The organism is Pseudomonas mohnii (assembly GCF_900105115.1).
Classification (GTDB): domain Bacteria; phylum Pseudomonadota; class Gammaproteobacteria; order Pseudomonadales; family Pseudomonadaceae; genus Aquipseudomonas; species Aquipseudomonas mohnii.
The window spans coordinates 5,787,963-5,813,204 of record NZ_FNRV01000001.1 but is presented as its reverse complement, the minus strand read 5'-3'; the positions used below and the strand labels follow the sequence as shown (position 1 = coordinate 5,813,204).

The following is a 25,242-nucleotide window of genomic DNA, read 5'->3' as shown; positions in this document are numbered from 1 at the left end:
TGCAAAATACAGCGCTCAGCCAAAAAAACAGCCCGCGTCGCGGAACGCCGTGCAACGAGAACCGATATGAACACCCATTTTCAGAAAAGCGATGTCGCTGTGTCCAAGACCTTGTGTGATGGCCGCCATCACCGTGTCGCCCATCAGCAAGCGGCGGTGGCGGCATGATCGAGGTCACTGAAGTTTCCATCGCCCAACTGCGCGCTGCGCTGGAGTCCGGCCAGACCACGGCGGTTGAGCTGGTCCAGGCCTATCTCGCCCGGATCGATGCGTACGACGGCACCGACACGCCCACCGCCCTCAACGCGGTCGTGGTGCGCAACCCTGAAGCGCTCGCTGAAGCGCAGGCCTCCGATGCCCGTCGGGCCAAGGGCCAGACGCTGGGTCCGCTTGATGGCATTCCCTATACGGCCAAGGACAGTTACCTGGTCAAGGGACTCACGGCGGCTTCGGGCAGTCCGGCCTTCAAGGACCTGATTGCCTATCGCGACGCGTTCACCATCGAGCGCCTGCGCGGTGCCGGGGCGATCTGCCTGGGCAAGACCAACATGCCACCGATGGCCAATGGCGGCATGCAGCGGGGCGTCTATGGCCGTGCCGAGAGCCCGTACAACGCCAACTACCTCACCGCGCCTTTCGCCTCGGGTTCGTCGAACGGCGCCGGCACGGCCACCGCTGCCAGCTTCGCCGCCTTTGGCCTGGCCGAAGAAACCTGGTCGAGTGGCCGTGGCCCGGCCTCGAACAACGGTTTGTGCGCCTATACGCCTTCACGCGGGGTGATTTCGGTGCGCGGCAACTGGCCGTTGACGCCGACCATGGACGTGGTCGTGCCGTTCGCCAGAACCATGGCCGACCTGCTTGAGGTCCTCGACGTGGTGGTGGCGCAAGATCCCGACACCCGTGGCGACCTGTGGCGCCTGCAACCCTGGGTGCCGATTCCGAGCGTTGCCTCGGTGCGTCCGGCTTCCTATCAGGAACTTGCCGTAAAGTCCGACTCACTGGCAGGCAAGCGCTTCGGCGTTCCGCGCATGTACATCAACGCCGATGCCGAAGCCGGCACCAGCGATGCACCGGGTATCGGCGGGCCGACCGGGCAACGCATCATCACCCGTGATTCGGTCATCGGGCTGTGGCAGCAAGCGCGCGAGGCCCTGGAAGCTGCTGGCGCCGAAGTGCTCGAAGTCGATTTCCCGCTGGTTTCCAATTGCGAAGGTGATCGTCCCGGTGCGCCGACCGTGTTCAACCGCGGCATTGTCTCCAAAGAGTTCCTGCACCACGAATTGTGGGACCTGACGGCCTGGGCCTTCGATGATTTCCTGCAGGCCAACGGCGACCCGAAACTCAACCGTCTGGTCGACGTCGACGGGCCGCTGATTTTCCCGCACGACCCGGGCACGCTGCCCAACCGCGAGGGCGACCTGGCCGCCGGCATGGACGAATACGTGAAGATGGCAGAGCGCGGCATTACGCCGTGGGACCAGATCAGCACGGTGCCTGACGGCCTGCGTGGTCTTGAACAGACCCGGCGGATCGATCTCGAGGAGTGGATGGATCGCCAGGGGCTCGACGCGGTGCTGTTCCCGACCGTCGCCGACGTGGCGCCGGCCAATGCCGATGTCGACCCGCAGTCGGCGGATATCGCCTGGAGCAACGGCGTTTGGGTGGCCAACGGCAACCTCGCCATCCGCCACCTGGGCGTGCCGACGGTTACCGTCCCAATGGGTGTGATGCCCGACATTGGCATGCCCGTCGGCCTGACCTTCGCCGGTCGTGCCTATGACGATTCGGCGCTGCTGCGTTTTGCTTCGGCGTTCGAATCGACCGGGTCCAAGCGCCTGATCCCGCCGCGCACCCCGCCGCTGTCTGGCGGCCGATAAAGGGTGTGGGAGAGCTTGCTCGCGAATACAGGGTGTCAGACGACTTAAATAGCGTCTGATACACCGCTTCGCGGGCAAGCCCGCTCCCACAGGATTATGCGTTGATCACAGACCGTGTCAGAACGGCACGGTCAGTTTCATCCAGTACGCATTGCCCTGCGCCCGGTTGCGCACTTCGGTCTCCTGCTCCCACTTCCCGGTGACGAACCATCCCTCCTTGCTGGTGTATTTGATCGACGGCCCGATGGCCAGCGCCCGACCCTTGTTGTCTTTGACCGTCTCGCCGTTCTGGCGGTCATCGGTGGTCTGTCGGTAGTAGTAGCCACCCACGCCCAGCACCCAACCATTACCCAGCCCCCAGCCGACGGCATAGTCGACGTGAAACTCCTGTCCCGAACGGTAGTCGGTCGCCGGGTTCTCGCGGTTGAAGTCGTACATCACCTTGGCATCGAGGTTGAGCCCGTTCGGGTCGACGTAGGACATGGCATAGACCGGCTCGATCACCCAGTAGTTACGCCCGATGTTGGCCAGGTCGCCTTTGTCATAACGACCGGTGGGGGCGATCATGTCCAGGGCGAGGATGCTGTGGAATTTCTCGCTGTGGTGAAAGCCCAGTGCCGGTCCGAAGATCACGTCCCCCAGGCCTTGTTTGCTTTGCGACTGACCGTTGAGATCGACCTTGAGGTCCACCAGCGGGACGATCGCGTGCAGCGCCACGCTGGCGCCAAACAGGGTGTAATCGCTGACCCAGATCAGCCGTGGGGTGATGGCGTTGGCGCGCACGCGAAAATCCACCGGGAGTTTCTTGCCGTCGTTGCCGCGCAGATTGTCGGCCTCATAGTGATTGACGAACAGTTGCCCGTAGAAGCCCGGTGGCGGCATCGCCCCGGACATGTAGTTTTCCGCGCCCAAGGGGTAAGACGTTCCTCCGCCTTCGGTGGCGTGCACCGGGACAGCGAGCGCCGCGCTGACGCTGGCCAGGGTAGAGATCACGAGCAGCTTGTTTGTTCTGCGAGTCATTCGTTTCAACCTTTATTGTTGTTATCGGTCAGGCACGCCCTGCCCGCTCGCAGGGTGTCGAGAAGGCAGGTTCCATTACTGGTTGGAGCGAGCAGGCTCGCTCCCACAGTGGGTCGAGGGCTGTGTCAGATGCGTTTGAACAAAGCCGAACGCTGGGTTTGCTCACTGCCGTCGGCGGCGCTATAGAAGCGCTCCATGAAGATGTCGCGTTCGAACAACCGCCCCTGCATCAGGCAGGTAATGGCCGAATCGATCATCACCGGCGGCCCGCACAGGTAAGCCTTGCGGTTGTTGAAGCGACCGTCGAAGTGCTGCTTCGCGGCGTCATGCACGTAGCCCTTGAACCCCGTCCAGTCGGAATCCTCGACCGCCTGACTGAGCGCCGGCACATAGGTGAAGTTGGCGTGCTCCCGGGCCAGCGCCTCGAACAGTTCGTGGTTGTAGAGTTCGGCGCGGTTGCGCGCGCCCTGGAACAGCACGATCTGGCGGCTATCGCCGGCTTCCAGCAGGTCAAGAATCATCGACTGCGGGCTCGATAAACCGGAGCCGCCGGCGATGAAGATCAGGTCGCCACTTTGCGAGGTGCGCACGAAAAACTGGCCGTACGGCCCGGACAGATCCACCCTGTCGCCGACCTTCAAGTCGTCGTGAATCTTGCCCGTGGCCAGGCCGCTGTCGACCCGCCGTATATGGAGTTCAACTTCATCGGCACGGCTCGGTGGATTGGCCAGGGAAAAGGCCCGCGTGCCTTCGATGCCGGGCAATTGCAGGTTGATGTACTGCCCCGCCTGAAAGGCCATGGGCCGGTCAAGCTTGAGGTGCACGCCTTTGATGGTCGGCGACAGGTCCACCAGTGCACTGACCACCGCGCGGTAGTCCTCGACCGGATGCCCGAGGAAATCCGGGTCGGCATCGATATCGGCCTCGATCACCATGTCGCTCTGCGGAATGGCACAGCACGCCAACACCTTGCCTTCATCGCGCTCCATATCCATCAGCGCAAAGGACGAGGCCGCGCCCAGGTCCGCTTCGCCTTCGAGCACCTGGACCTTGCAGGTGGCGCAGGTGCCGTGCCCGCAGGCAAACGGCAGCCAGACGCCCTGGCGCAAGGCGGCCTGCAGGATGGTCTGGCCCTCTTCCACTTCGATCTGCTCGCCCGTGGGTTCGATCGTTACTTGGTAGCTCATCTCCGTGTCCTCAGTTAAAGGTGCCGGCAATGCCGTTCAAGCCAGGGGTGTCGAGGTGCAGCAGGCTCTTGTGATCAATGCCGTTGGCGATCAGGCTCGCCTCAAGGTCAGGGGTGAACGGCTGATCGTTGAGGCGCCACAGGGCCTGGGCGAAATCGACCCGAGGTGCATCCGGGTGCTGAGAAATCGAAGGCTTGACCACCTGCTCGAGGAAGTCGCTGAACGGCATCGCCGGGGGCAGCGGAAAGGTAAACGGGGCGCAGAACATCAGGTGTCTTTCCCAGCACAGGTACACCAGTTGCAGGCCATGGAAATTTTCCTGGCGGTCCAGGGGTTGGGCGTCGTAGGCGCCGATGGCAGTCACGGGCATGGTCTTGTTCCTTCTTGTTTTCGGTCGACTGCAGGAGTCGGCTGCCGGCGAAGCTAACTAACGGCCACCCATACAGGTGAATGTTCAGCCGCTATCGCGAGCAGGCTCGCTCCCACAATGGTTAGGGTTTCGAGGTGGCCGGTGTGCTGTTGCGATCGTTCGGGTGCCAGTCCTGCCAGCGCCGATGCTCGGTGGAACCCAGGTATTCAAAGTTGTCCTGGCCGGGATTGATGTTGTAGTAATCGCGCACCACCGATTCGACGTCCGCACCACCGCAGTTGCCCTGCAGAATCTGATGCACCGGCAACCAGGCCTGGATGTACTTGGTTGGCTCGTATTCGAAGATGTCGCAGCAACCCTGGGAGCAGAAGTGATAGCGCTCGCCTTCGTGCTCGGCGCTGCGATGGCTGAGGGTGGTCTGGTCATCCGGCTCGCCGAACGACAGCGGGATCTGGCAGATCTGGCAGAGCATCGGCAAGGTCGGGTTGTAGAAGCGCTCGCCCTTTTCCTGCAGCGCGCGCCAGTGCTCAAAGCGTGGACGGTAGATCTTGTCGAAGGTGTCCGGGTACTTTTCCGAGAGCCAGTCCAGTTCCTCGTCGGTCGGCATCCAGGTGTGGAAGTTGGTCGCCTGGCTGTACTGGTAGAAGATCGACCAGGCCTGATGGCTGACGTGGTCCTTGGCGATGTTGGCCTCTTCGACATGCTTGGGTGGGCGGATGCCATAGCGCTCCAGATCCTTGAACAGCGCACCGCCGGCCTCTTCGAAATACACGCCCCAGGCTTCGGACCAGGACATGACTTTGTTCGGCAGCATGTAGTCCATCATCATCCCCACCAGCGTCAGCAGGCGGTAGCCGCGCCAGAACCACTTGTCGATCCAGCGCTGGATGATTGGCACGTTGTCTTCGTGTTGCTCGAGCAGGAACTTGATCACCTCAAGACCGAGGGTCATGTGCCGCGCCTCGTCGGACTGCGCGGAGAAGCCGAAGGTCACCGTGGCCATGTCGCCATTGAACGCCGCGCCGGACATGAACGGCACGAACAGCAGGTTGGTCAGCACGTACTCGAACGAAAACGAAATCGCCGTCAGGAACTCGAACGGACCGGCCGTGCGTGCATCTTCGAAGAACGACTTGGGCACCGAGAGGAACCACACGCGGTCGTGCATGTGAGCGAAGTCATGCAGGCCGTTGAAGTGCTTGTTGTAGTGGCTCATGGCGTGGATCTGCGTCTGCACGTGGCGCAGTTCGTCGATGGCCTGCATCTGGCAGGCGATCCGTGCACCGGCGCCGCTGAACTGCCGGCCCACCCGGGCGAAACCTTGATAGGCCTGGTATTCCAGTGGCGTGACACCGGACAGAAACAGCTTCAGCGCGTTGACGTAACGGGCGTTCGACAGCGTGGTATGGCCGTTGTTTTGCGAGAACGCATCGAAGATCGCGTAGAGTTTTTTCTCTTTCTCGGCCTGGTACTTCCAGTAGGTGTCCATGGTCAGGCGGAACGGGTCTTCCCACTTGTCCCAGTCGGTGATCTTGATTCCTTCGAAACGCTCATGGGGGTAGATGTCCTCGTGGGTCTGGTAGCTCGGCTCCCAGTCCAGGTCACGGGTCATGCAGCGGTATTTTTCTTTGGCATTAAGGCGTTTTTTCACGGCCATGATGGCACTCCCGAATTCTTGTGATGGATCAAACGGCGGTCGGCGACGGATCAGCTGTTCCAGTACAGGGAAAAGCTGTCGTCCTCTTCCACGACGTTGCCGCCCAGGGTGATCACGTACATCAGCATTTCCTGGATATCCCAGACGCTGCCGGTCAGCGCCTCGACCGTCTCGCGGCGGATATCCAGCCGGCCCTGGGCTTCAATGCGGATCATCGAAGGCTGGTGCTGGATCTCGGCATGGGGGTTGTCCTGGACGATGGCGTCGACGATCGAGCGCGCGTAGTCGGTGTCCTGCAGGTTCATGTAAACGAGGGAAGTCATGCTTGGGCTCCTGTCAGGCCGAGTTTTTTCAGGCGCGAGTCGAATTCGCTGCACACCGTATCCAGCGCCGATGGATCGAGCCCCAGGGCCGCCAGCGCTTGCAGCGCCTCGACCGAGCGATGGCTCCAGTGATCGATCCAGCCTTGCACCAGCGCCTTGTTGGCCGCGCTTTCGTTGACCACGGTCTTGAGCAGGGCATCGACCCAGCGCTGGCTTTCGGCGAACCACAGGCGCATGAATTCGGTCAGCATGCCGACCTGGCCGGCGCCGTTGGCCGTCAGCTGTTCGTCGAGTTTGTGGAACAGCAGCGGGTACACCAGGCCGTCGCTGACCAGGTTTTGCGCCACGGTCAATTCGAACCAGTCACGCACCACCAGGGTGTCCTCGACGTAGCGGCGCATGCCCTGCCATGCCGGGTCGTTCAGCCACTGCTGTTTGGCCTGGGCCAGCAACTGGACATCGCCGTCGTCGAGCATCAGGCCGATGCGCGACAGGTACTGGGCGATGCCCAGGCGATCCATGGCCTGGAACATGTGCATCTGCGTCACACTGGTGCCAAAACCATCGGCGGCGATGTTGCTGTTGTTCATGTTGGCGCCCATCTCGGCGTGGCGCAGCGGCAACAACAGCGTGCTGATCAGCTGGACATTGGCGCCGGACAGACCGGCGAGCATGTCGCGCTTTTCGCAGAACGCGTAATCGTGCTCGGCGTTTTCCTGCATCTTGGCCCGGGCCTGGACGTAGGCCCCGTAGTAGTACTGGCGCGGGTCGCTGACGGTGTACCAGTCGGCCATGACCACCGCCGTGCGGGTGGCGTCGTTAAGCAACTTGTCTGGCTGCCAGAGCGGCCGGTAATGGAAGTTGGTCGCCGACTCCAGGTCGAAACTGGCTTCCTGATAGCGGCTGGCCACCTTGTCGCCAAAGCGGCGACGGGTGTGGCTGAAGGTGTTGCGGATCGTCTCGACGGTCGTCGTCTTGATCTCGACACTCATGGAGTGGACTCCTGTGGTTTTTGTTGTGTTGGGTGGTCGGCGACCTGATCAGCGTCGCGGGTTTCGCCGTAGCGCCACTTCTGCGCATCGGCGTCGAGGGCCTCGGACATCTGCGCATCCATGTGCTGCACCCGGTTGTTTTCGCAAAACTGCTGGAACGCCTGACGCGGCAGCACCAACTCGACGAACAGGTCGGGATAGCCGATGGCGAAATCGAATTCGACGAAGGTGGCGTCAGGCTCGCTGCGTACACGGATGTAACGCGGCATCTGATCGAAGGTGCTGCCAGGTTGGCTCATGCTCGGGTACTCCCTTGGTATGGTCGGGGTACGGAGCAACAAGGGTGCCAGCGACGGAAAATCGTTCGAAATTGATTTTTTATTTGTTTAAAAACAATCAGTTAAACGAACGCACCCAGCACCGGGCAGGGTTCAAGACCGGCTGCCGGGCAAGCCCCCGGCAGCGGCAAATTGATCATTTGATCAATCGCCCCCGGCCCCTTCGAGCAAATGAGCGATCATCCGGCGATTGACTTTTGGTCCGCTTTCAGGCCGCTTAGAAAAAGAAAAAGCGACCTTGCCTTGCCTGAAAAACCACGGTCGCTACGATGCCTGGAACAATCCGCCAAAAGCCTGGGCGGACCGCATCGCCACCCCAATAACTACAAATCAGGGGCGAACTGAATGATCACCACGTACAAGGCTACCCAGCACCCGCCGTCGCTCAAGGATCTGAGCGACCAGGTTCGCTTTCTCGGTAGCGAAGGGAAAATCTGGCTGGATGAACAACGCATGTTGTTGATCCAGGTTTCGATGATGGCATCGTGCAGACGCGAGTTGATCGAGATGCTCGGCGTCGAGCGCGCCAAGGGATTTTTCCTGCGCCTGGGCTATCAGTCCGGGCTCAAGGATGCGGAGCTGGCGCGCAAGTTGCGGCCCCAGGGCAGTGATGTGGACATGTTCTTCACCGGCCCGCAATTGCACTCGCTCAAGGGCATGGTCAACGTGCGCCCGCAGACCATCGACATCGATCTGGAGAACGGCCAGTTCTACGCCGATATCGAATGGCAGGACTCCTTCGAAGTGGAAAACTGCCAGACCGAGAACCTCCACTCCGATCAGCCGGTGTGCTGGATGCTGCTCGGTTATGCCATCAGCTACAGCTCGTTTTTCCTCGGCCGGCAGATCATCTACAAGGAGGTCAGTTGCCGCGGTTGCGGCGACGAGCACTGTCGGATCATCGGCAAGCCCGCCGAACAGTGGGACGACGCCGAAGAGATCATGCACTACTTCCAGAGCGACCCGATCATCGATGAACTGCAAGCGCTGCAGGTGCAAGTGGCCAACATGCGCCAGCGCTTGCAGATCGAGGCCGGCAAGTTCTACGGCATCGGCCAGTCGGCGGTGTACCGCAGGACCTGTGCACTGATCGACAAGGTCGCCTTGGGCAAGGCCTCGGTGTTGCTGCTGGGCGAGACCGGCGTGGGCAAGGAAGTGATCGCCCGGAGCCTGCACTTGCGCAGCGAACGGGCCGGCGGGCCCTTTGTCGCGCTGAACTGCGCGGCCATCCCGCCAGACCTGATCGAAGCCGAATTGTTCGGCGTGGAAAAAGGCGCCTACACCGGTGCTCAGCAATCGCGCATGGGGCGTTTCGAGCGGGCCAATGGCGGCTCGTTGTTCCTCGATGAAATCGTCGAATTGACCCCGCGCGCGCAAGCCTCGCTGCTGCGGGTCTTGCAGGAAGAGGAGCTGGAACGGGTCGGCGATTCGCAGACCCGCAAGGTCGACGTGCGGGTCATCACCGCGACCCACGAAGACCTGGAAAACGCGGTCAAGCAAGGGCGTTTCCGGGCGGACCTGTTCTACCGCCTGAACGTGTTCCCGGTGCGCATTCCGGCCTTGCGCGAACGCCGCGAAGACATCCCGCTGTTGATCGATCACTTCCTGGAAAAACTCCACGCCAGCTACAAGAAAAAAACCCTGGGCCTGTCGGACCGGGCGCTGCAGGTGTGCCTGCACTACGACTGGCCCGGCAATATCCGCGAGCTGGAAAACCTGATGGAGCGCGGCGTGATCATCACCGACGAGAACCAGAGCATCACCGTCGACGCCCTCTTCCCGCATTCACCGCAACTGGCCGAAAGCATTGGCCTGGCCAGCGATGGACGCCTGGTCAAATCGGCGCTTGCCAGCGACCAGGACTGGATCGACACCATCATCGACAGCGGTATTGGCCTGGACGGCGTGGAGGATGCGTTGATTCAGGCAGCCATGGAACGCAGCCAGCACAACGTCTCGGAGGCGGCCCGCCTGCTGGGTCTGACCCGGCCCGCGCTGGCGTACCGCCTGAAAAAGTCCCCCTAGACTTACAACAGCGACCGCGTGTCGTTGACGAAGAAGCGGCTCTGATCAACGTCGCGGCCGCCTTCGGTGTTCGACTGGCCATTGCGCAGCGAGAAACCGACGTTCCTGAAGGTGCCCGCTGCCCGATACCCTGGGGGGTGTTCCCGGTGATTTCTTATCGTTATTCGGTTTTTCGCCGCCAACTTCCGCACGCACGAGGGCGCGCCCGATGAATGGCCATGGGTATCAAGGTTGGGAAGTGACGGATGGCGGTGTTGGCGGCTGGCGCACTGCGAAACGCTTCAAGCATTTCGAGGCGTGACAGAAGCGTGTTGTCCGACCTTGGCCAATACTGCAAAGGTTGCCCTGCAAGCCGGAGCTGAAAGATGCCGCTGACTCTTTACTACCATCCGCTGTCGTCGTACTGCCACAAAGTGCTGGTCGCGCTCTACGAACAGGCCATCGAATTCGAAAAGAAAATCATCGACCTCACCAACGAGGCGGACCGATCAGTGCTCCAGGCACTCTGGCCGCCGTGCAAGTTCCCGGTCATCCGCGATCACGCGCGCCAGCGCAACCTGGCGGAGTCGAGTGTCATCATCGAGTACCTGGACCACTTCCATGCTGGCCAGCACCCGCTGATTCCCGCTGATTGGGACACCGCGCTGGAGGTACGCCTGTGGGACCGCTTCTTCGACCTGCATGTGCAGACCCCGATGCAACAGATCGTTGCCGATCGCCTGCGTGGGACCCATGGCGACCTGACCCGCGAGCGCGCCGCGCTGATGACCGCCTACGGCATGCTCGAACGCCAGCTGGCCGGTCGTACCTGGGTGGCCAGCCCGGACTTCAGCCTGGCCGATTGCGCCGCCTGCCCGGCCCTTTTCTATGCCAGCACCTTGCTGCCGTTTCCCACGGACTGCCGGCACTTGCAGGGGTATTTCGAACGATTGACCCAGCGGCCGTCGTTCCAGCGGGTCATCGACGAAGCCCGGCCTTACTTTTCGCTCTATCCATTTGCCGAGGCCATTGCGCAGCGGTTTCGCTAGCCGCTGCCGGGCATTGGCCCGTCCCTTGCTTTGGCTGATTGTGCGCATCAGCACAATCGGCAGCGGAGGTAGTCATGGGGGCGCAAGCATGGGTGGCGGTGTTCATCCTTGCCGTGGCGGCAGTGATCGTCCTGACGACGTTATCGGCGCTGTCATTGCTGACCTCGGCAGCGTCCACGGCCATCGGCATTGCCGAACGGGTCACTACCGACATTCAGCTGCTGGCCGCTCTGGCGCTGAATCCGGCGCAGGCGATAATCATGATCGCCCTACAGGCCACAGGCCTGGCGACGATCACGCCGTTCATGCAGGCGTTGAACCTGGTCATGATCGCGGCAACCCTGTAGACGACGAATCCTGCGGTAAAACCCACGCCGCAGCGCTGCTCTCCCCGCCCCCCAAAAGCTGCCCAAACTCAGGGAATTCCCCCACTGTCGGGGCCCTTTGGCATTGGCAAACAACATGACCGACTGGCCGCCTCAGGTTGCGGCTCCGGCATTCCCGGCCTATGGTCCAAACGAAGATTTGCCACAAATGGCGCGATGACGCGCCGCTGGTTTCTGTCTTTCCAGTGCGAATTTCCACAGGAGGTGACGACATGCCAAACGACTCCCGCCCCGCCGTCCTCGAACTGATCGGCAACACGCCGCTGGTGCGTGTCAGCCGTTTCGATACCGGCCGGTGCACCCTGTTCCTCAAGCTTGAATCGCAGAACCCCGGTGGGTCGATCAAGGACCGTATTGGGCTGGCGATGATCGATACCGCCGAACGCGATGGTCGCCTGCAGCCCGGTGGCACCATCGTTGAAGCCACCGCCGGCAATACCGGTCTCGGCCTGGCCCTGGTCGGTCGCGCCAAGGGATATCGGGTGGTGCTGGTGGTGCCGGACAAAATGTCCACGGAAAAAGTCTTGCACCTCAAGGCCATGGGCGCCGAAGTGCACATCACCCGCTCCGACGTCGGCAAGGGCCATCCCGAGTACTACCAGGACGTCGCCGCGCGGCTGGCACAGGACATTCCCGACGCCTTCTTCGCCGACCAGTTCAACAACCCGGCCAACCCGCTGGCCCACGAGTGCAGCACCGCCCCGGAGATCTGGGCGCAGACCCAGCATGATGTAGACGCCATTGTGGTCGGCGTCGGTTCCGCCGGCACGCTGACCGGGCTGACGCGCTTCTTCAAACGGGTGCAGCCGGACCTGGAGATGGTGCTGGCTGACCCGGTCGGTTCAGTGATGGCCCAGTACAGCCGCGATGGCACCCTGCCGACGCCCGGCTCCTGGGCGGTGGAAGGCATCGGCGAAGACTTCATTCCGTCGATTGCCGACCTTTCCAGCGTGCGCCACGCCTATTCGATCAGCGACGAGGAAAGCTTCGATCATGCCCGGCAACTGCTGCGCGCCGAAGGCATCCTCGGCGGCTCCTCGACCGGTACGTTGCTGGCCGCGGCGCTGCGATACTGCCGCGAGCAGACCGAGCCGAAACGGGTGGTCAGCTTCGTCTGTGACACCGGCACCCGCTACCTGTCGAAGGTCTACAACGACCAGTGGATGTCCGATCAGGGCCTGCTGCAGAGCAAGCGCTACGGCGACCTGCGCGACGTGATCGCGCGGCGTTTCGAAGATGGCCGGGTGATCAGCGTCGGCCCAGATGACACCCTGCTCACCGCCTTCCAGCGCATGCGCCTGGCGGATGTGTCGCAACTGCCGGTGCTGGTCGATGGCCAGCGGCTGATCGGGGTGATCGACGAGTCCGACATTCTGCTGCGTGTGCACCAGGACGCTTCGCAATTTCGCCTGACCGTGGCCGGCGCGATGACCGACAAACTGCAAACCCTGCCGCCCGGCGCCAGCCTGGCCGAGCTGCAAGCAGAGCTCGACCGCGGCCTGGTGGCCATCATCGCCGACGCGTCGGGCTTTCATGGCCTGATTACCCGGTTCGACATGCTCAATCACTTACGGAGATCCCTAGCATGAGTCAGCACGATAAAGACGCCGCGCCACAGGGCTTCGCCACCCGGGTGATCCACGCGGGACAGGCGCCGGACCCTTCCACCGGGGCGCTGATGCCACCCATTTACGCCAACTCCACCTATTTGCAGCAAAGCCCCGGCGTGCACAAAGGCCTCGACTACGGACGCTCGCACAACCCGACGCGCTGGGCACTGGAGCGTTGCGTGGCCGATCTCGAAGGGGGCACCCAGGCCTTCGCTTTCGCGTCCGGGCTGGCAACGATCTCCACCGTGCTGGAGCTGCTCGACGCCGGCTCGCACGTGGTCTCGGGCAATGATTTGTACGGCGGGACCTTCCGCCTGTTCGACAAGGTGCGCCAGCGCAGCGCCGGGCATCGCTTCAGCTTCGTCGACTTGACCGACCTGGCGGCGTTCGAGGCGGCACTGCAAGACGATACCCGGATGGTCATGGTCGAGACGCCGAGCAATCCCCTGCTGCGCCTGTCCGACCTCGCCGCCATCGCCCGAATCTGCCGTGCACGGGGCATTATCTGCGTGGCCGACAACACCTTTGCCAGCCCGTATATCCAGCGCCCGCTGGAGCTGGGTTTCGACATCGTGCTGCACTCGACGACCAAGTACCTCAACGGCCACTCCGACGTGATTGGTGGCATCGCCGTGGTCGGGCAGAACGCCGAACTGGCCGAGCGCCTGGGCTTCCTGCAGAACGCAGTGGGCGCGATTGCCGGCCCGTTCGACGCCTTTCTCACCCTGCGCGGCGTCAAGACCCTGGCGCTGCGCATGGAACGTCACTGCAGCAATGCGCTGGAGCTGGCGCAATGGCTGGAGCGCCAACCGCAGGTTGCGCGCGTCTACTATCCGGGCCTGGCATCGCATCCGCAGCACGAACTGGCGCGACGACAAATGCGCGGTTACGGCGGGATGATTTCGCTCGACCTCAACACCGACCTGGCCGGTTCCAGGCGGTTCCTCGAAAACGTCCGGATCTTTGCCCTGGCCGAAAGCCTGGGGGGTGTGGAAAGCCTGATCGAGCACCCGGCGATCATGACCCACGCCACCATCCCCGCCGACACCCGTGCACAGTTGGGTATCGGCGATGCGCTGGTGCGCTTGTCCGTGGGGGTCGAAGATGTCGAAGACCTGCGTGGGGATCTGGCTCAGGCGCTGGCGCGGATCTGAAGTCGCCGGCAGAGGCTCGATGGAGACGCTGCCAGCGCTTCTCGCCTGCGCAAAGGGTCACGGCATATCAGGTTCAACGATCCTGAGCCAGGGCCAGCGCGCCTGATAACTTTTCGCCTTCTGCGCGAACAGCTCCGGCTTGGGATTCTTGCGATTGATACGCAGCAGGCCGTGCTCGGTGTCGGCCAGGCCGTTGGGTGCATAGAGCTCGCCGGTTTCAACATCCAGACCGATGCAGGTGCCGGCGATCAGGTAGCGATCGATTCCGTCCCTGGCCGACTGAAGCTGAGGATAGGCACCGCCAAACCGCTGGCCGTACCACAGGTGCACGCGAGCCTGGTTCCTGATCTCGACGGTGGCGTCCAGGTCCCGGAACAGGCGCTGCGCGCACTGAATGACCTCATTCTCGGCCTCCCAGGACAGATCCTCGTCGAAGTAGAAGACGTCATAGTCCTTCACACCCCATGCGGCCGGCCACTGCGCCTGATGGTTCCATACAGCCTGGAACAGGCAACCGGCCGTGAGCATGCACTCGGACAAACCCAGTGCAGGCAAACGTGCGGTCAATTGAGCGTTGATGGGGTTGGTCATTGCGATGCTGACCAGGCTTTCGACAGTCAATGTCATGTGCTTCGTCCCTTGTAAATCGCTCCAGTGCTGGCCAGCGACAATAGCGCAATTTCCCGGGACGCCGCTTCACTCGACGGTCAAATCAGCAAATCCTCATAGAACGCGCCGAAGGGACGCTCGGGATGGGCGATCTGGATTTCCAGAATCCACAGGCCGGTATTCGGGCATTGATCCAGATCCCCGAGGTCGCCACCCCGGTAGATCGCATGGGGAAAATCGCTGACCCGGTGACCCTTGATGTCCAGATTGAGCCTCCAGCCCATGGCCGTTGCCTGAGCGGCGGCATAGTCATAAAGCGCCACGCCGGACACCCGCTCGCTGCGCCAAAAGCTTTTGACCCGGTCAAACAGATCCTTGGCCGCCGCCGCACAGGCGATCATTTGCGGATCGGAACCGGTGGTGAATGTTGCGCCGGCATCCCCTTCGTGGCCCTGCCAGACCACGCCCATGTCGATGAAGAAAATGTCCTCTTCGCCCAATTGCGGGTCGCCATCGGAACGCTGCTTGAACGTCTTGAGCGTATTGGCACCGAAGCGCACCAGCAGTGGATGCCAGATTCGATCCATGCCCAGTTCGGACAACACCTGCTTGCCGAGCAACTGCGCCTCGGACTCGCGCATGCCCGGAGTGATGACGCGGGCAATCTGATCGATCGCCTTCCAGGTCATTTGCTGCGCATGGCGCATCGATTCCAGTTCGTAACGTTCGCCTACCGCTTCTTTACCGCTCAGGGCCATGGTCATGAGTCATTCCTTGTTTAAGACCGCGCATGTGATCGCTGTATACCTTTTTATATTGCGATATTCAAGATCAAGGCAGGGGTCACGACCTGGCAGCGTTAAACCGGTGAAATAGTGGCCAGCACGCCGATCAGGATCGTCAGTATCAGAAAGCCACCGAGAAAAAATGCCATCTTGCCCATAAGTCTTCCTCCCGCTTGAAAGTACGGTGCAATCACGGTGGCGACTGCCGACCGTACCGTTATTGTGGCGCGCCAGCTGAGTACGTTACAGAGGCAGAAAGCGCAGAAAAATACGGATCAGATCAAAATCCGCCCAGGAAAGGCCCTGCACGCGAGCCCGGCAAACGCACAACCTGCGGGAGCCCGCTTGCTGGCGATGGACGCCAGTGCGCCGCGTTTAACCAGGCCACACGCGTTATCGTTAACGACCATCGCTGCGATGCGGCGACCCGACAGGCCAGCTCCTACAGGTTTTGCCCTGCCGCATGTCATTAAAAACCCAAAAAAAAGCCCGCTGACCGTCACCGGGTCAGCGGGCTTTCTTTATCGCGGATCAGCTCATCCGGGCGTCCCGTTCACAACGATGGGACCTGCGGATTACAACGCCATATCCGTCGAGGCGTTCTCCTTTGGCGCCTTCGGCTTTTCAGCCTCGACAGCCGGAGCAGCAACCTGACCGATCACTGGTGGCGGAGTCAGTTCCAGCACCTTGGCGGTGTAGGCCCACTCTTGCGCCACTTTCTCGGGGCTGGCATTGAGCGCAGTGCCGTAGCTCGGCACGATCTGGTGCAGCTTCTCTTGCCAGGCCGGGGTCGCGACCTTGTCCTTGAAGACTTTCTGCAGTACCGACAGCATGATCGGTGCAGCGGTCGAAGCGCCTGGCGATGCGCCCAGCAGGCCGGCGATGGTGCCGTCCTGGGAAGCGACGATCTCGGTGCCCAGCTTCAGTACGCCACCGGCGGCTTCATCACGCTTGATGATCTGCACGCGCTGGCCCGCTTGCCACAGGCGCCAGTCTTCAGCCTTGGCGTTCGGGAAGTATTCCTTCAGGGCATTGAGGCGGTCTTCATCCGACAGCATCAACTGACCGGCCAGGTACTCCACCAGCGGGTATTCCTTGATGCCGACCTTGGTCATTGGCCACACGTTGTGCGTGGTCGTGGTGGTCAGCAGGTCCAGGTACGAACCTTCCTTGAGGAACTTGGTCGAGAAGGTCGCGAACGGGCCAAACAGGATCACGCGCTTGCCGTCCAGCACGCGGGTGTCCAGGTGCGGAACCGACATCGGCGGTGCGCCAACGGAGGCTTTGCCGTAGGCCTTGGCCAGGTGTTGCTCGGCGATGGCCGGGTTTTCGGTCACCAGGAACGAGCCACCCACCGGGAAGCCTGCGTATTCCCTGGCTTCAGGAATGCCGGACTTCTGCAGCAGGTGCAGGGCACCGCCGCCAGCGCCGATGAACACGAATTTGGCGTCGGTTTCGGATTTGCTGCCGTCTTTGAGGTTTTTGTAGCTGACGCGCCAGCTGCCATCTGCGTTCTTGGTGATGTCCTGCACTTCGCTGGACAGCTTCAAGTCGAATTTCGGCGTGGTTTGCAGGTGAGCAACGAATTGACGCGTGATTTCGCCGAAGTTCACATCGGTGCCGATCGGAGACCAGGTGGCCGCGACTTTCTGGTTCGGGTCACGCCCTTCCATCATCAGCGGAACCCACTTCTTGATCACCGCCGGGTCTTCGGAGTACTGCATGCCGGCGAACAGCGGGCTCGCTTGCAGGGCTTCATAGCGCTTTTTCAGGAACTTGATGTTGTCATCGCCCCACACAAAGCTCATGTGCGGCGTGGAGTTGATGAACGAACGCGGGTTTTTCAGCACGCCTTGCTGAACCTGCCAGGCCCAGAACTGACGGGAGATCTGGAAAGCTTCGTTGATTTCAACGGCTTTCGGGATCGAGACTTTGCCGTTCTCGTCTTCCGGGGTGTAGTTCAATTCGGCCAGGGCGGAGTGACCGGTACCGGCGTTGTTCCAGCCGTTGGAGCTCTCCAGGGCGACGCCATCGAGACGCTCGATCATTTCCATCGAGGTGCCGGGTTCCAGCTCATTGAGCCAGACGCCAAGGGTCGCACTCATGATGCCGCCACCAATCAGCAGCACGTCGACTTTCCTGGCTTCTTCGGCCTGGGCCGTCGTCATCCCCAACGACAGGGCCAGCCCCAGCAGGGCCGTGTTCACTTTTTTAAACATCTGTAGCACCTATGATAAAACGCAATCCGCCCTTCCAGCTTCACTCACGAGCCTTGATTCACGGCATTCAGGCAGGCTGCCGCAGGTTCTCGCGCATGACATCCGGAGGGTGGGCACACAAGGCCGACTGTATCGACCCCAGTTATATGTCCCTTCTGAACTGACTTTTTATCTTTTTTGGCTTCAGCTACTTGAGCGACAGTGATTCCGTTCGCCTGTCTCAAGGACAGGAAAACTGAATAGGTCAAACCAAGTTGGCGCGAAGAATATCACGACATGGCAAACCCGCGGTTGATGGATCTGCAGGCGCCAGGCTTGCGGTGCAGGGGTGACTATACTCACTGGTCATCCGTTGAGCCTGTGAGGAACCGCCCATGAACGATAAAGACGATCTGCGCAAACACTCCTCTCAAGTCATCGACGGCGTGGAGGCCGCACCCGCCCGCGCCATGCTCCGTGCAGTGGGCTTCACCGACGAAGACTTCAAGAAACCGCAAATCGGCATTGCCTCCACCTGGGCTATGGTCACACCTTGCAACATGCACATCGACAAACTCGCGATCGAAGCCGAAAAAGGCGCGAATGCAGCCGGTGCCAAGGGCGTGATTTTCAACACCATCACCATTTCCGACGGCATCGCCAACGGCACCGAAGGCATGAAATATTCGCTGGTCTCCCGTGAGGTGATTGCCGACTCCATCGAGGTGGTGGCCGGTTGCGAAGGCTTCGACGGACTGGTGACCCTGGGCGGTTGCGACAAAAACATGCCGGGCTGCCTGATCGGCATGGCGCGGCTGAACCGGCCGTCGATCTTCGTCTATGGCGGCACCATCCGCCCCGGTGCCGGACACACCGACATCATTTCCGTGTTCGAGGCCGTGGGCCAGCACGCGCGCGGCGACATCAGCGAGATCCAGGTCAAACAGATCGAGGAAGTGGCCATTCCCGGCCCCGGTTCCTGCGGCGGCATGTACACCGCCAACACCATGGCGTCGGCCATCGAGGCGCTGGGCATGAGCCTGCCCGGTTCCAGCTCCCAGGACGCCATCGGCAGCGACAAGGCTTCGGACAGTTTCCGGGCCGGCCAGCAGGTCATGGAACTGCTCAAGCTTGACCTCAAACCGCGCGACATCATGACCCGCAAGGCCTTCGAAAATGCCATCCGCGTGGTGATCGCCCTCGCCGGCTCGACCAACGCCGTGTTGCACCTGTTGGCCATGGCCCATGCGGTCGATGTCGAACTGACCCTCGATGACTTCGTCGAGCTGGGCAAGGTTTCTCCCGTGGTCGCCGACCTGCGCCCCAGCGGCAAATACATGATGAGCGAACTGGTGGCCATCGGCGGCATTCAACCCTTGATGAAACGCATGCTGGCAGCCGGGATGCTGCATGGCGATGTGCTGACCGTCACCGGCAAGACCCTGGCCGAAAACCTCGCGCACGTCCCCGACTACCCGGCCGGCCAGGACGTGATCCTGCCCTTCGACCAACCGATCAAGAAGGACTCGCACCTGGTGATCCTGCGCGGCAATCTCTCGCCCACCGGTGCCGTGGCCAAGATCACCGGCAAGGAAGGCCTGCGCTTTGAAGGCACGGCACGGGTCTACCACGGCGAAGAAGATGCGCTGGCGGGCATCCTCAACGGTGAAGTGCAACCGGGCGAAGTGATCGTGATTCGTTACGAAGGCCCCAAGGGCGGGCCGGGCATGCGCGAAATGCTCTCGCCGACCTCGGCGGTGATGGGCAAGGGATTGGGCAAGGAGGTGGCGCTGATCACCGACGGCCGTTTCTCCGGCGGCTCACACGGTTTTGTCGTGGGGCATATCACGCCCGAGGCGTTTGACGGCGGACCGATTGCGCTGATCGAAAACGGTGACAACATCACCATCGACGCCGAAACCCGACAGATCACGGTCGATGTGTCCGATGCCGAACTGGCCGAACGCAAGAGTCGTTGGGTGCGGCCGGAATCGAAGTACACACGCGGGGTGCTGGCCAAGTACGCGAAGACCGTGTCCAGCGCCTCTGAAGGCGCCGTCACGGACAAATACCTCTAAAGCCTCCCTGTGCCCCGGATTTCCGGTGCGACCAATGATCACTGTGGGAGCTGGCTTGCCAGCGAAAGCGTCGGTTCTGCCCACATTGATGGTGAATATGCTGCAGTCTTCGCTGGCAAGTCGGATCGCCGCACCGCAGCCCCTACAAAAAGGTGTTGTCAGGCCACCCCGACCTCCACGACCCCATCATTCAACCGCACCGGCCAGACCCGCAGACGCTGTTGCGGGTACTCCAGGCAGGTGCCGTCCTCCAGGCGAAAATGCTGCTTGTAGATCGGTGACGCCACCACCAGATCGCCCTTGAGGCTGCCGACCAGACCGCGGCCGATGACATTGGCCCCCGATTGCGGGTCGTGATTGTCGATGGCGTAGAGGTTTTTTCCCTCGACGCCCGGCAGGTAGAACAGCGCCACTTGCGCGCCGTCCAGCCACACCACCACACCGGAGTCATTCACCAGATCCTGTTGGCTGCACACCGATTGCCAGACGGCTGACACACCGGTTTCAACGCGTTGGGTATTGGACTGAGTCATCAGACAGTCTCCTCGGTAACAGGGATCAGGTTGAGTTCGGCCGCCATGATCGGCCGGCGTTGACCACGTTCCTGAACAAAGTGAATGTCCGGGTCCGGGCGTTTATCGTTGACGAAGGTGCGGAAGCGCTTGAGCTTTTCCGGGTCCTTGAGGGCGTTGGCCCACTCGCATTCATAGCGGTTGACCACCAGCTGCATCTGCGACTCCAGTTCGGCGCCCAGGCCCAGGCTGTCGTGGAGGATCACGTCCTTGAGGTAATCCAGGCCGCCCTCGAGGCTTTCGCGCCAGACCGAGGTGCGCTGCAGTTTGTCGGCGGTGCGGATGTAGAACATCAGGAAGCGGTCGATGTAGCGGATCAGGGTCGCGTCATCCAGGTCGGTGGCGAACAGCTCGGCGTGACGTGGACGCATGCCTCCGTTGCCGGCGATGTAGAGGTTCCAGCCTTTCTCGGTGGCAATCACGCCGACGTCCTTGCTTTGCGCCTCGGCGCACTCGCGGGTGCAACCGGACACGGCGAACTTGAGCTTGTGCGGCGAACGCAGGCCCTTGTAGCGATCCTCGAGGGTCAGGGCCATTTGCACGCTGTCCTGCACGCCGTAGCGGCACCAGGTGCTGCCGACGCAAGATTTCACCGTACGGGTCGATTTGCCGTAGGCGTGCCCGGTTTCGAAACCGGCTTCGATCAACTCGGCCCAGATGTCCGGCAGCTCATGCAACTGGGCGCCGAACAGGTCGATGCGCTGGCCGCCGGTGATCTTGGTGTAGAGGTCGTATTTCTTCGCGACCACGCCTATGGCAATCAGCTTGTCGGCCGTGATCTCGCCACCGGGAATGCGCGGCACCACCGAATAGGTGCCGTTCTTCTGCATGTTGGCCATGAAGGTGTCGTTGGTGTCCTGCAACGGCACCAGCGACGGGTCCATGATCGGCTGGTTCCAGCACGAGGCGAGGATCGAGCCCACGGCCGGCTTGCACACGTCGCAACCGGTGTGACCCCGGCCATGTCTGGCCAGCAGTTTGTCGAAGGTGATGAGCCCTTCCACCCGAACCAGCGCATACAGCTCCTGGCGGGTGTAGGCGAAGTGCTCGCACAGGCTCTTGTCGACACTGACGCCCCGGGCGGTCAACTCATGCTCGAACACTTGCTTGAGCAGACCGGCGCAACCGCCGCAGCCGGTACAGGCCTTGGTCTGTGACTTGAGCAGACCCAGGTCGGTGCAACCGCCGTCGATGGCCGAGCAGATGGCGCCCTTGGTCACGTTATGGCAAGAGCAGATCGTCGCCGCTTCCGGCAAGGCGCCCGGCCCCAGGGTCGGCGCGCCTTCGGACGACGGCAGAATCAGCGCGGCCGGTTCGGACGGCAAGGCAATCGCGTTCTGCATGTATTGCAGCAGGGTGTCGTAGTAGCTGTTGTCGCCGATCAGCACCGCACCAAGCACGCGCTTGCCGGTGGCGTCCACCACCAGGCGCCGGTAGCCGGCGCTCGTCTCGTCGATGAACTGGTAGCTGCGGGCACCCGGTGTATTCGCGTGGGCGTCGCCGATGGAGCCGACGTCGACGCCCAGCAGTTTGAGCTTGGTCGACATGTCCGCCCCCTGGAACGGCTCGGCCACGTCATCACACAGCCGCGCGGCAACGCTGCGCGCCATTTGATAGCCGGGAGCAACCAGGCCGAACAGGCTGCCATTCCACGATGCGCACTCGCCGATGGCGTAGATGTTCGGGTCGCAGCTCAAGCAGGTGTCGTCGATCACCACGCCACCGCGGGGGCCGATCTCCAGCGCACATTGGCGAGCCAGCGCGTCTTGCGCACGGATACCGGCGGAGAACACCACCAGGTCGGTTTCGAGGAATTCGTCGTTGGCAAAATTCATCCGATAGCGATAGTCCTCACCGGCGCTGATCGATTGCGTGGCGCGGGACAGGTGCACGCCGACGCCCAGGCGTTCGATTTGTGCCTTGAGCGCCAGGCCACCCAGATCGTCCAGTTGCACCGGCATCAGGCGCGGGGCGAACTCCACGACGTGGGCTTCAAGGCCCAGGCGCTTGAGCGCGTTGGCCGCTTCCAGACCGAGCAGGCCACCGCCGACCACGACGCCGCGCCGGGCATTGGCCGCCGCCGCTCGAATGGCGTCGAGGTCTTCGAGGGTGCGATAGACCAGGCGCGAGTCGCCTTCAGCGCCTTCAATCGGCGGCACAAAGGGGTAGGAGCCGGTGGCCAGGACCAGTTTGTCGTAGCTGACACACCCTTGCGCGGTGATGACCTGACGACGCTCGCGGTCGATTTCCAGCACCGGCACCCCCAGGTGCAGGGTGACGCCGGGCGTCTGGTACAACGATGCATCGCTCAGCGCCAACGACTCGGCGTCGCGGCCGGAGAAGTATTCGGAAAGGTGCACACGGTCGTAAGCGCGCATCGGCTCTTCGCTGAAGACGTGCAAGCGATAGCGATCAAGGGCTCCGCGCTCGATCAACTGTTCCACACAATGATGTCCGACCATGCCGTTGCCGATCACGACCAGCGTTTGCAGCTTGTTTAACGTGGCTACATTGGAATTCATAAACGACACCTGCCAAAGCCAATCACGGTAAAAAAAAGCAAAAAAAAACGCCTGAAACCTTGCGGTTCCAGGCGTCTTTGCCTGTTCTTTTGCGGTGTTGAAACCAGACGGCTATGCCTGATCCACCGATGTAGCCCACGACCTGTGCGGCCAGTCGATCGTCGTTGACCGAGAGGGCTGTCCCTCTTTTTCAGATGGACTTGAGGGGATTAATGCAGCCTTTGTGCCAGTGGGTGACGGATGCGTTGCGCGATACGCGAAACGGGTCCATCACGCGATGGAAATGGCCTTGCGAGGGTGGGTCAGAGGCGTTCCCGGCAGGATGGAGGCGTTCCAACGGCGGGTGACAGGTGACGCTGAAACACCCGGCAAATCGCCTCGCACTGGTGCACGTCGCCCGCCACGGCGCTTTAAAAGTGCATCCAGGGAAGCGCTTTATGTAAACAAAACGGCCAGCTTCAGCAGGGCTGAAACTGGCCGTCAACGCGGTGCGCCCCTGGGGCCTGACCGGCGGTCTTGCGCTTAGAAAATCGAGATCGGGTAATCCACGATCAGACGGGTTTCGTTGTAATCCCCTTCCGCCTGATCGGCGTTACCGCGGTGCCAGGCTTGACGCACCCGCATCGACAAGTCTTTGGCTGGACCGGTCTGCACCACGTATTTGGCTTCGAAGTCGGTTTCGTGGTGCTTGCCGTCAGAGCCATAACCATAGGCCTGGTAGGCGCTGCCGACCGGCATGTGGGTGCCGTCGATATTGTCGCCGTTCAGGTAGCGCGTCATAAAGCTCAGCCCCGGCACGCCATAGGCCGCCATGTTCAGGTCGTAACGGGCCTGCCAGGATTTTTCGCCTGGACCGTTAAAGTCAGAGTACTGAACCGAGTTGGCCAGGAAGATGGAGTCGGCCAAATCACCCGACTTGTTATTACCAACGGCCACATAGTCAAACGGCGTGTCGCCATGAACTTTCTGGAACGCCAGTGTAACGGTGTGAGCACTCAGGAAAGAGTACGCCGCAGCCATCGACCAAGTGGTGTTGTCGATGGCGCCGGCTTTGGACTGGCCGGAATCGAGGGTGCGGTAGATATTGAAGTCCAGGTTCAGTGACTGATCGGCAGTGAACGGGATCGTGTAGTTGGCATTGCCATAGTATTGGTGCCAGACGTCTTTGAGGTCCGATGCAAACAAGCTCATGGACAAGTTATCGGTCAGCGTGTACTTGCCGCCAAGGTAGTCAATACTCTTGGCCGCCACGTTTGCATAACCGGCATACAGGTCATGGCTATTGTTGGTTGTGGTCGAACCGTTACTGGCGGTGAAGTGCCCGGCGTCGAGGTTCAACCCTTCGATTTCGCTGCTCAACAGGTTGAAACCGGTCGCCGTTTGAGGCGTAGCACGCGTACCCGCCGTGGCCAGGACCGGGTTGTTGGGCTGCAAGTTGCCATAGTGCAGTTCAGTCTTGGAGAACCGGGCCTTGATCGACGCGCCTGCGCTGCTAAAGTCATCCTTCGGCCGGCCGTTGCTGTCGACCGGCAAGTTGCCGGAATCCGCATTGCCTTTGCCACCGTCCAGCTTCACCCCCCAATACCCGTAAGCATCCACACCAAAGCCGACGGTGCCTTGGGTGAAGCCGGAAGTGAAGTTGCCTTGTGTCACTTGCAACCAGTCCTGTTTGTCGCCCGCCGTATTTTTACCGTCACGATCAAAATAAAAGTTGCGAAGTAGGAGGTTCAAACTGCTGCCTTCAACAAACCCCTTGGCAGTCGCTTGGTCTTCCACACCAGCGGCCGACGCTAGTTGACTAACACCCAGTGAAACAGCCAGCGCCACCAAATTCCACTTCAAAGACATTGTTCGTTCCCCTGTTTTTTAATAGAACTGCCTCGTCTCTCAATGCGCAAAAAGCAGGGCATCCCCTGAAGTCGGGCCGTCAAAAGCGAACAGTCGTAAGTCAATGGCAGATAAGAAAAAAAGGCTCTAAGTCGCAATCTTTTGAATGCGCAGAGTGATACACCGTTTTATAACGGTTTATTTTTATTACATGGCAGGCCCTAAGGCGAAAAACTTATAACACTTTCGCACCGAAACATTGATCCGGTTTCCCGTGAAAGTAATTATCAATTCCTGCAACAATTCGGGCTTATACAAACAGATACCTTATCTCGCTTAGAGCGGGCTCGTTATATAGCCGAACACACCCCGGCATTTGAGCTTGACTCAAATGTCCAACACTGAAGGCACCGCAAAAAAGAAGTAGACGAACACGCCGAATCCATCGGCTAGTGCCCGCCCGTTAAAACCATTGAGTCGTTGTCGTCATCGGGCTCTCCGACCATCAATCGCGCACGCGGGTGCATCTGCACTGTGTCCGCAAAGGCGCGATTAGCCGGGTTGTGAACGGCTGGCCGCGACCATTTGGCGCATGACCGGCGGGCGACCGATTGAGCGCCACAGGGCAACAGTTTGTTAACATCCACGCGCTTTTTTTCGCCTGATACGTCAGGCACTGTGGTT

The 25,242-nt window shown here is 61.2% G+C and carries 20 protein-coding genes; 7 read left to right on the top strand and 13 right to left on the bottom strand.

The annotated features are described in order from the left end of the window. The first annotated feature begins 164 nt into the window (after positions 1-164). Complete coding sequence (locus BLV61_RS27190) at positions 165-1,877, top strand: amidase (RefSeq protein ID WP_090468615.1); 1,713 nt, start codon at positions 165-167, stop codon at positions 1,875-1,877. Positions 1,878-1,994: 117 nt separating this feature from the next. Here BLV61_RS27190 and BLV61_RS27185 read toward each other — a convergent pair whose 3' ends face one another. The 7 genes from BLV61_RS27185 to BLV61_RS27155 form a co-directional block, all read right to left on the bottom strand. Beyond that, positions 1,995-2,897 (bottom strand): SphA family protein, encoded by a 903-nt coding sequence (locus BLV61_RS27185; protein ID WP_090468613.1) that lies wholly within the window; start codon positions 2,895-2,897, stop codon positions 1,995-1,997. Between the two features lie 125 nt (positions 2,898-3,022). Beyond that, the gene (locus tag BLV61_RS27180; protein ID WP_090468611.1) at positions 3,023-4,084 is read right to left on the bottom strand and encodes an NADH:ubiquinone reductase (Na(+)-transporting) subunit F; all 1,062 of its coding nucleotides are present in this window, start codon (positions 4,082-4,084) and stop codon (positions 3,023-3,025) included. A gap of 10 nt (positions 4,085-4,094) precedes the next feature. After that, positions 4,095-4,454 carry a phenol hydroxylase subunit P4 gene (locus tag BLV61_RS27175; RefSeq protein WP_090468608.1) on the bottom strand — a complete coding sequence of 120 codons (360 nt, stop codon included), beginning with the start codon at positions 4,452-4,454 and terminating at the stop codon, positions 4,095-4,097. A 121-nt stretch (positions 4,455-4,575) separates the two neighbouring features. Continuing rightward, complete coding sequence (locus BLV61_RS27170) at positions 4,576-6,111, bottom strand: aromatic/alkene/methane monooxygenase hydroxylase/oxygenase subunit alpha (protein ID WP_090468606.1); 1,536 nt, start codon at positions 6,109-6,111, stop codon at positions 4,576-4,578. Between the two features lie 50 nt (positions 6,112-6,161). Then, positions 6,162-6,434: an MmoB/DmpM family protein gene (locus tag BLV61_RS27165; RefSeq protein ID WP_090468604.1), complete on the bottom strand. Its 273-nt coding sequence runs from the start codon at positions 6,432-6,434 to the stop codon at positions 6,162-6,164. After that, a complete protein-coding gene (locus BLV61_RS27160; protein WP_090468601.1) occupies positions 6,431-7,426 on the bottom strand; it encodes an aromatic/alkene monooxygenase hydroxylase subunit beta in 996 nt (331 codons plus the stop codon). The genes BLV61_RS27165 and BLV61_RS27160 overlap by 4 nt, the downstream gene beginning before the upstream one ends. Next, positions 7,423-7,725 (bottom strand): phenol hydroxylase subunit, encoded by a 303-nt coding sequence (locus BLV61_RS27155; RefSeq protein ID WP_090468599.1) that lies wholly within the window; start codon positions 7,723-7,725, stop codon positions 7,423-7,425. Before BLV61_RS27155 ends, BLV61_RS27160 begins: the two co-directional genes overlap by 4 nt. A gap of 384 nt (positions 7,726-8,109) precedes the next feature. Between BLV61_RS27155 and BLV61_RS27150 the strand changes: the two genes are divergently transcribed. The 5 genes from BLV61_RS27150 to BLV61_RS27130 all read left to right on the top strand — a co-directional run bounded on the left by BLV61_RS27150 (position 8,110) and on the right by BLV61_RS27130 (position 13,967). Then, positions 8,110-9,789: a sigma-54-dependent Fis family transcriptional regulator gene (locus BLV61_RS27150; RefSeq protein ID WP_047527920.1), complete on the top strand. Its 1,680-nt coding sequence runs from the start codon at positions 8,110-8,112 to the stop codon at positions 9,787-9,789. Positions 9,790-10,154: 365 nt separating this feature from the next. Continuing rightward, positions 10,155-10,817: a glutathione S-transferase family protein gene (locus tag BLV61_RS27145; protein WP_047527918.1), complete on the top strand. Its 663-nt coding sequence runs from the start codon at positions 10,155-10,157 to the stop codon at positions 10,815-10,817. A 74-nt stretch (positions 10,818-10,891) separates the two neighbouring features. Further along, positions 10,892-11,164: a hypothetical protein gene (locus BLV61_RS27140; protein WP_047527917.1), complete on the top strand. Its 273-nt coding sequence runs from the start codon at positions 10,892-10,894 to the stop codon at positions 11,162-11,164. Between the two features lie 251 nt (positions 11,165-11,415). Then, positions 11,416-12,792 carry a pyridoxal-phosphate dependent enzyme gene (locus BLV61_RS27135; protein WP_090468597.1) on the top strand — a complete coding sequence of 459 codons (1,377 nt, stop codon included), beginning with the start codon at positions 11,416-11,418 and terminating at the stop codon, positions 12,790-12,792. Continuing rightward, the gene (locus BLV61_RS27130) at positions 12,789-13,967 is read left to right on the top strand and encodes a trans-sulfuration enzyme family protein (protein WP_047527914.1); all 1,179 of its coding nucleotides are present in this window, start codon (positions 12,789-12,791) and stop codon (positions 13,965-13,967) included. The genes BLV61_RS27135 and BLV61_RS27130 overlap by 4 nt, the downstream gene beginning before the upstream one ends. Before the next feature lie 57 nt (positions 13,968-14,024). Here the strand turns inward: BLV61_RS27130 and BLV61_RS27125 are convergent, their stop codons facing one another. The 3 genes from BLV61_RS27125 to mqo form a co-directional block, all read right to left on the bottom strand. Continuing rightward, positions 14,025-14,594: a nucleotidyltransferase family protein gene (locus BLV61_RS27125; RefSeq protein WP_047527913.1), complete on the bottom strand. Its 570-nt coding sequence runs from the start codon at positions 14,592-14,594 to the stop codon at positions 14,025-14,027. Between the two features lie 80 nt (positions 14,595-14,674). After that, complete coding sequence (locus tag BLV61_RS27120; RefSeq protein WP_047527911.1) at positions 14,675-15,340, bottom strand: M24 family metallopeptidase; 666 nt, start codon at positions 15,338-15,340, stop codon at positions 14,675-14,677. Between the two features lie 596 nt (positions 15,341-15,936). Then, the gene (gene mqo / locus BLV61_RS27115) at positions 15,937-17,580 is read right to left on the bottom strand and encodes a malate dehydrogenase (quinone) (protein ID WP_047527910.1); all 1,644 of its coding nucleotides are present in this window, start codon (positions 17,578-17,580) and stop codon (positions 15,937-15,939) included. A gap of 374 nt (positions 17,581-17,954) precedes the next feature. On the opposite strand from mqo, the gene ilvD reads away from it, so the two are divergent. Beyond that, complete coding sequence (gene ilvD / locus BLV61_RS27110; RefSeq protein WP_090468595.1) at positions 17,955-19,637, top strand: dihydroxy-acid dehydratase; 1,683 nt, start codon at positions 17,955-17,957, stop codon at positions 19,635-19,637. Between the two features lie 158 nt (positions 19,638-19,795). On the opposite strand, the gene nirD is transcribed toward ilvD, so the two are convergent. The 3 genes from nirD to BLV61_RS27095 form a co-directional block, all read right to left on the bottom strand. Next, a complete protein-coding gene (gene nirD, locus BLV61_RS27105) occupies positions 19,796-20,170 on the bottom strand; it encodes a nitrite reductase small subunit NirD (RefSeq protein WP_090468593.1) in 375 nt (124 codons plus the stop codon). After that, positions 20,170-22,731, bottom strand: coding sequence for a nitrite reductase large subunit NirB (nirB, locus tag BLV61_RS27100; RefSeq protein ID WP_090468591.1), 2,562 nt, complete (start codon positions 22,729-22,731; stop codon positions 20,170-20,172). Before nirB ends, nirD begins: the two co-directional genes overlap by 1 nt. A 522-nt stretch (positions 22,732-23,253) precedes the next feature. After that, positions 23,254-24,579, bottom strand: coding sequence for an OprD family porin (locus BLV61_RS27095; RefSeq protein ID WP_090468589.1), 1,326 nt, complete (start codon positions 24,577-24,579; stop codon positions 23,254-23,256). Between the last annotated feature and the right edge of the window lie 663 nt (positions 24,580-25,242).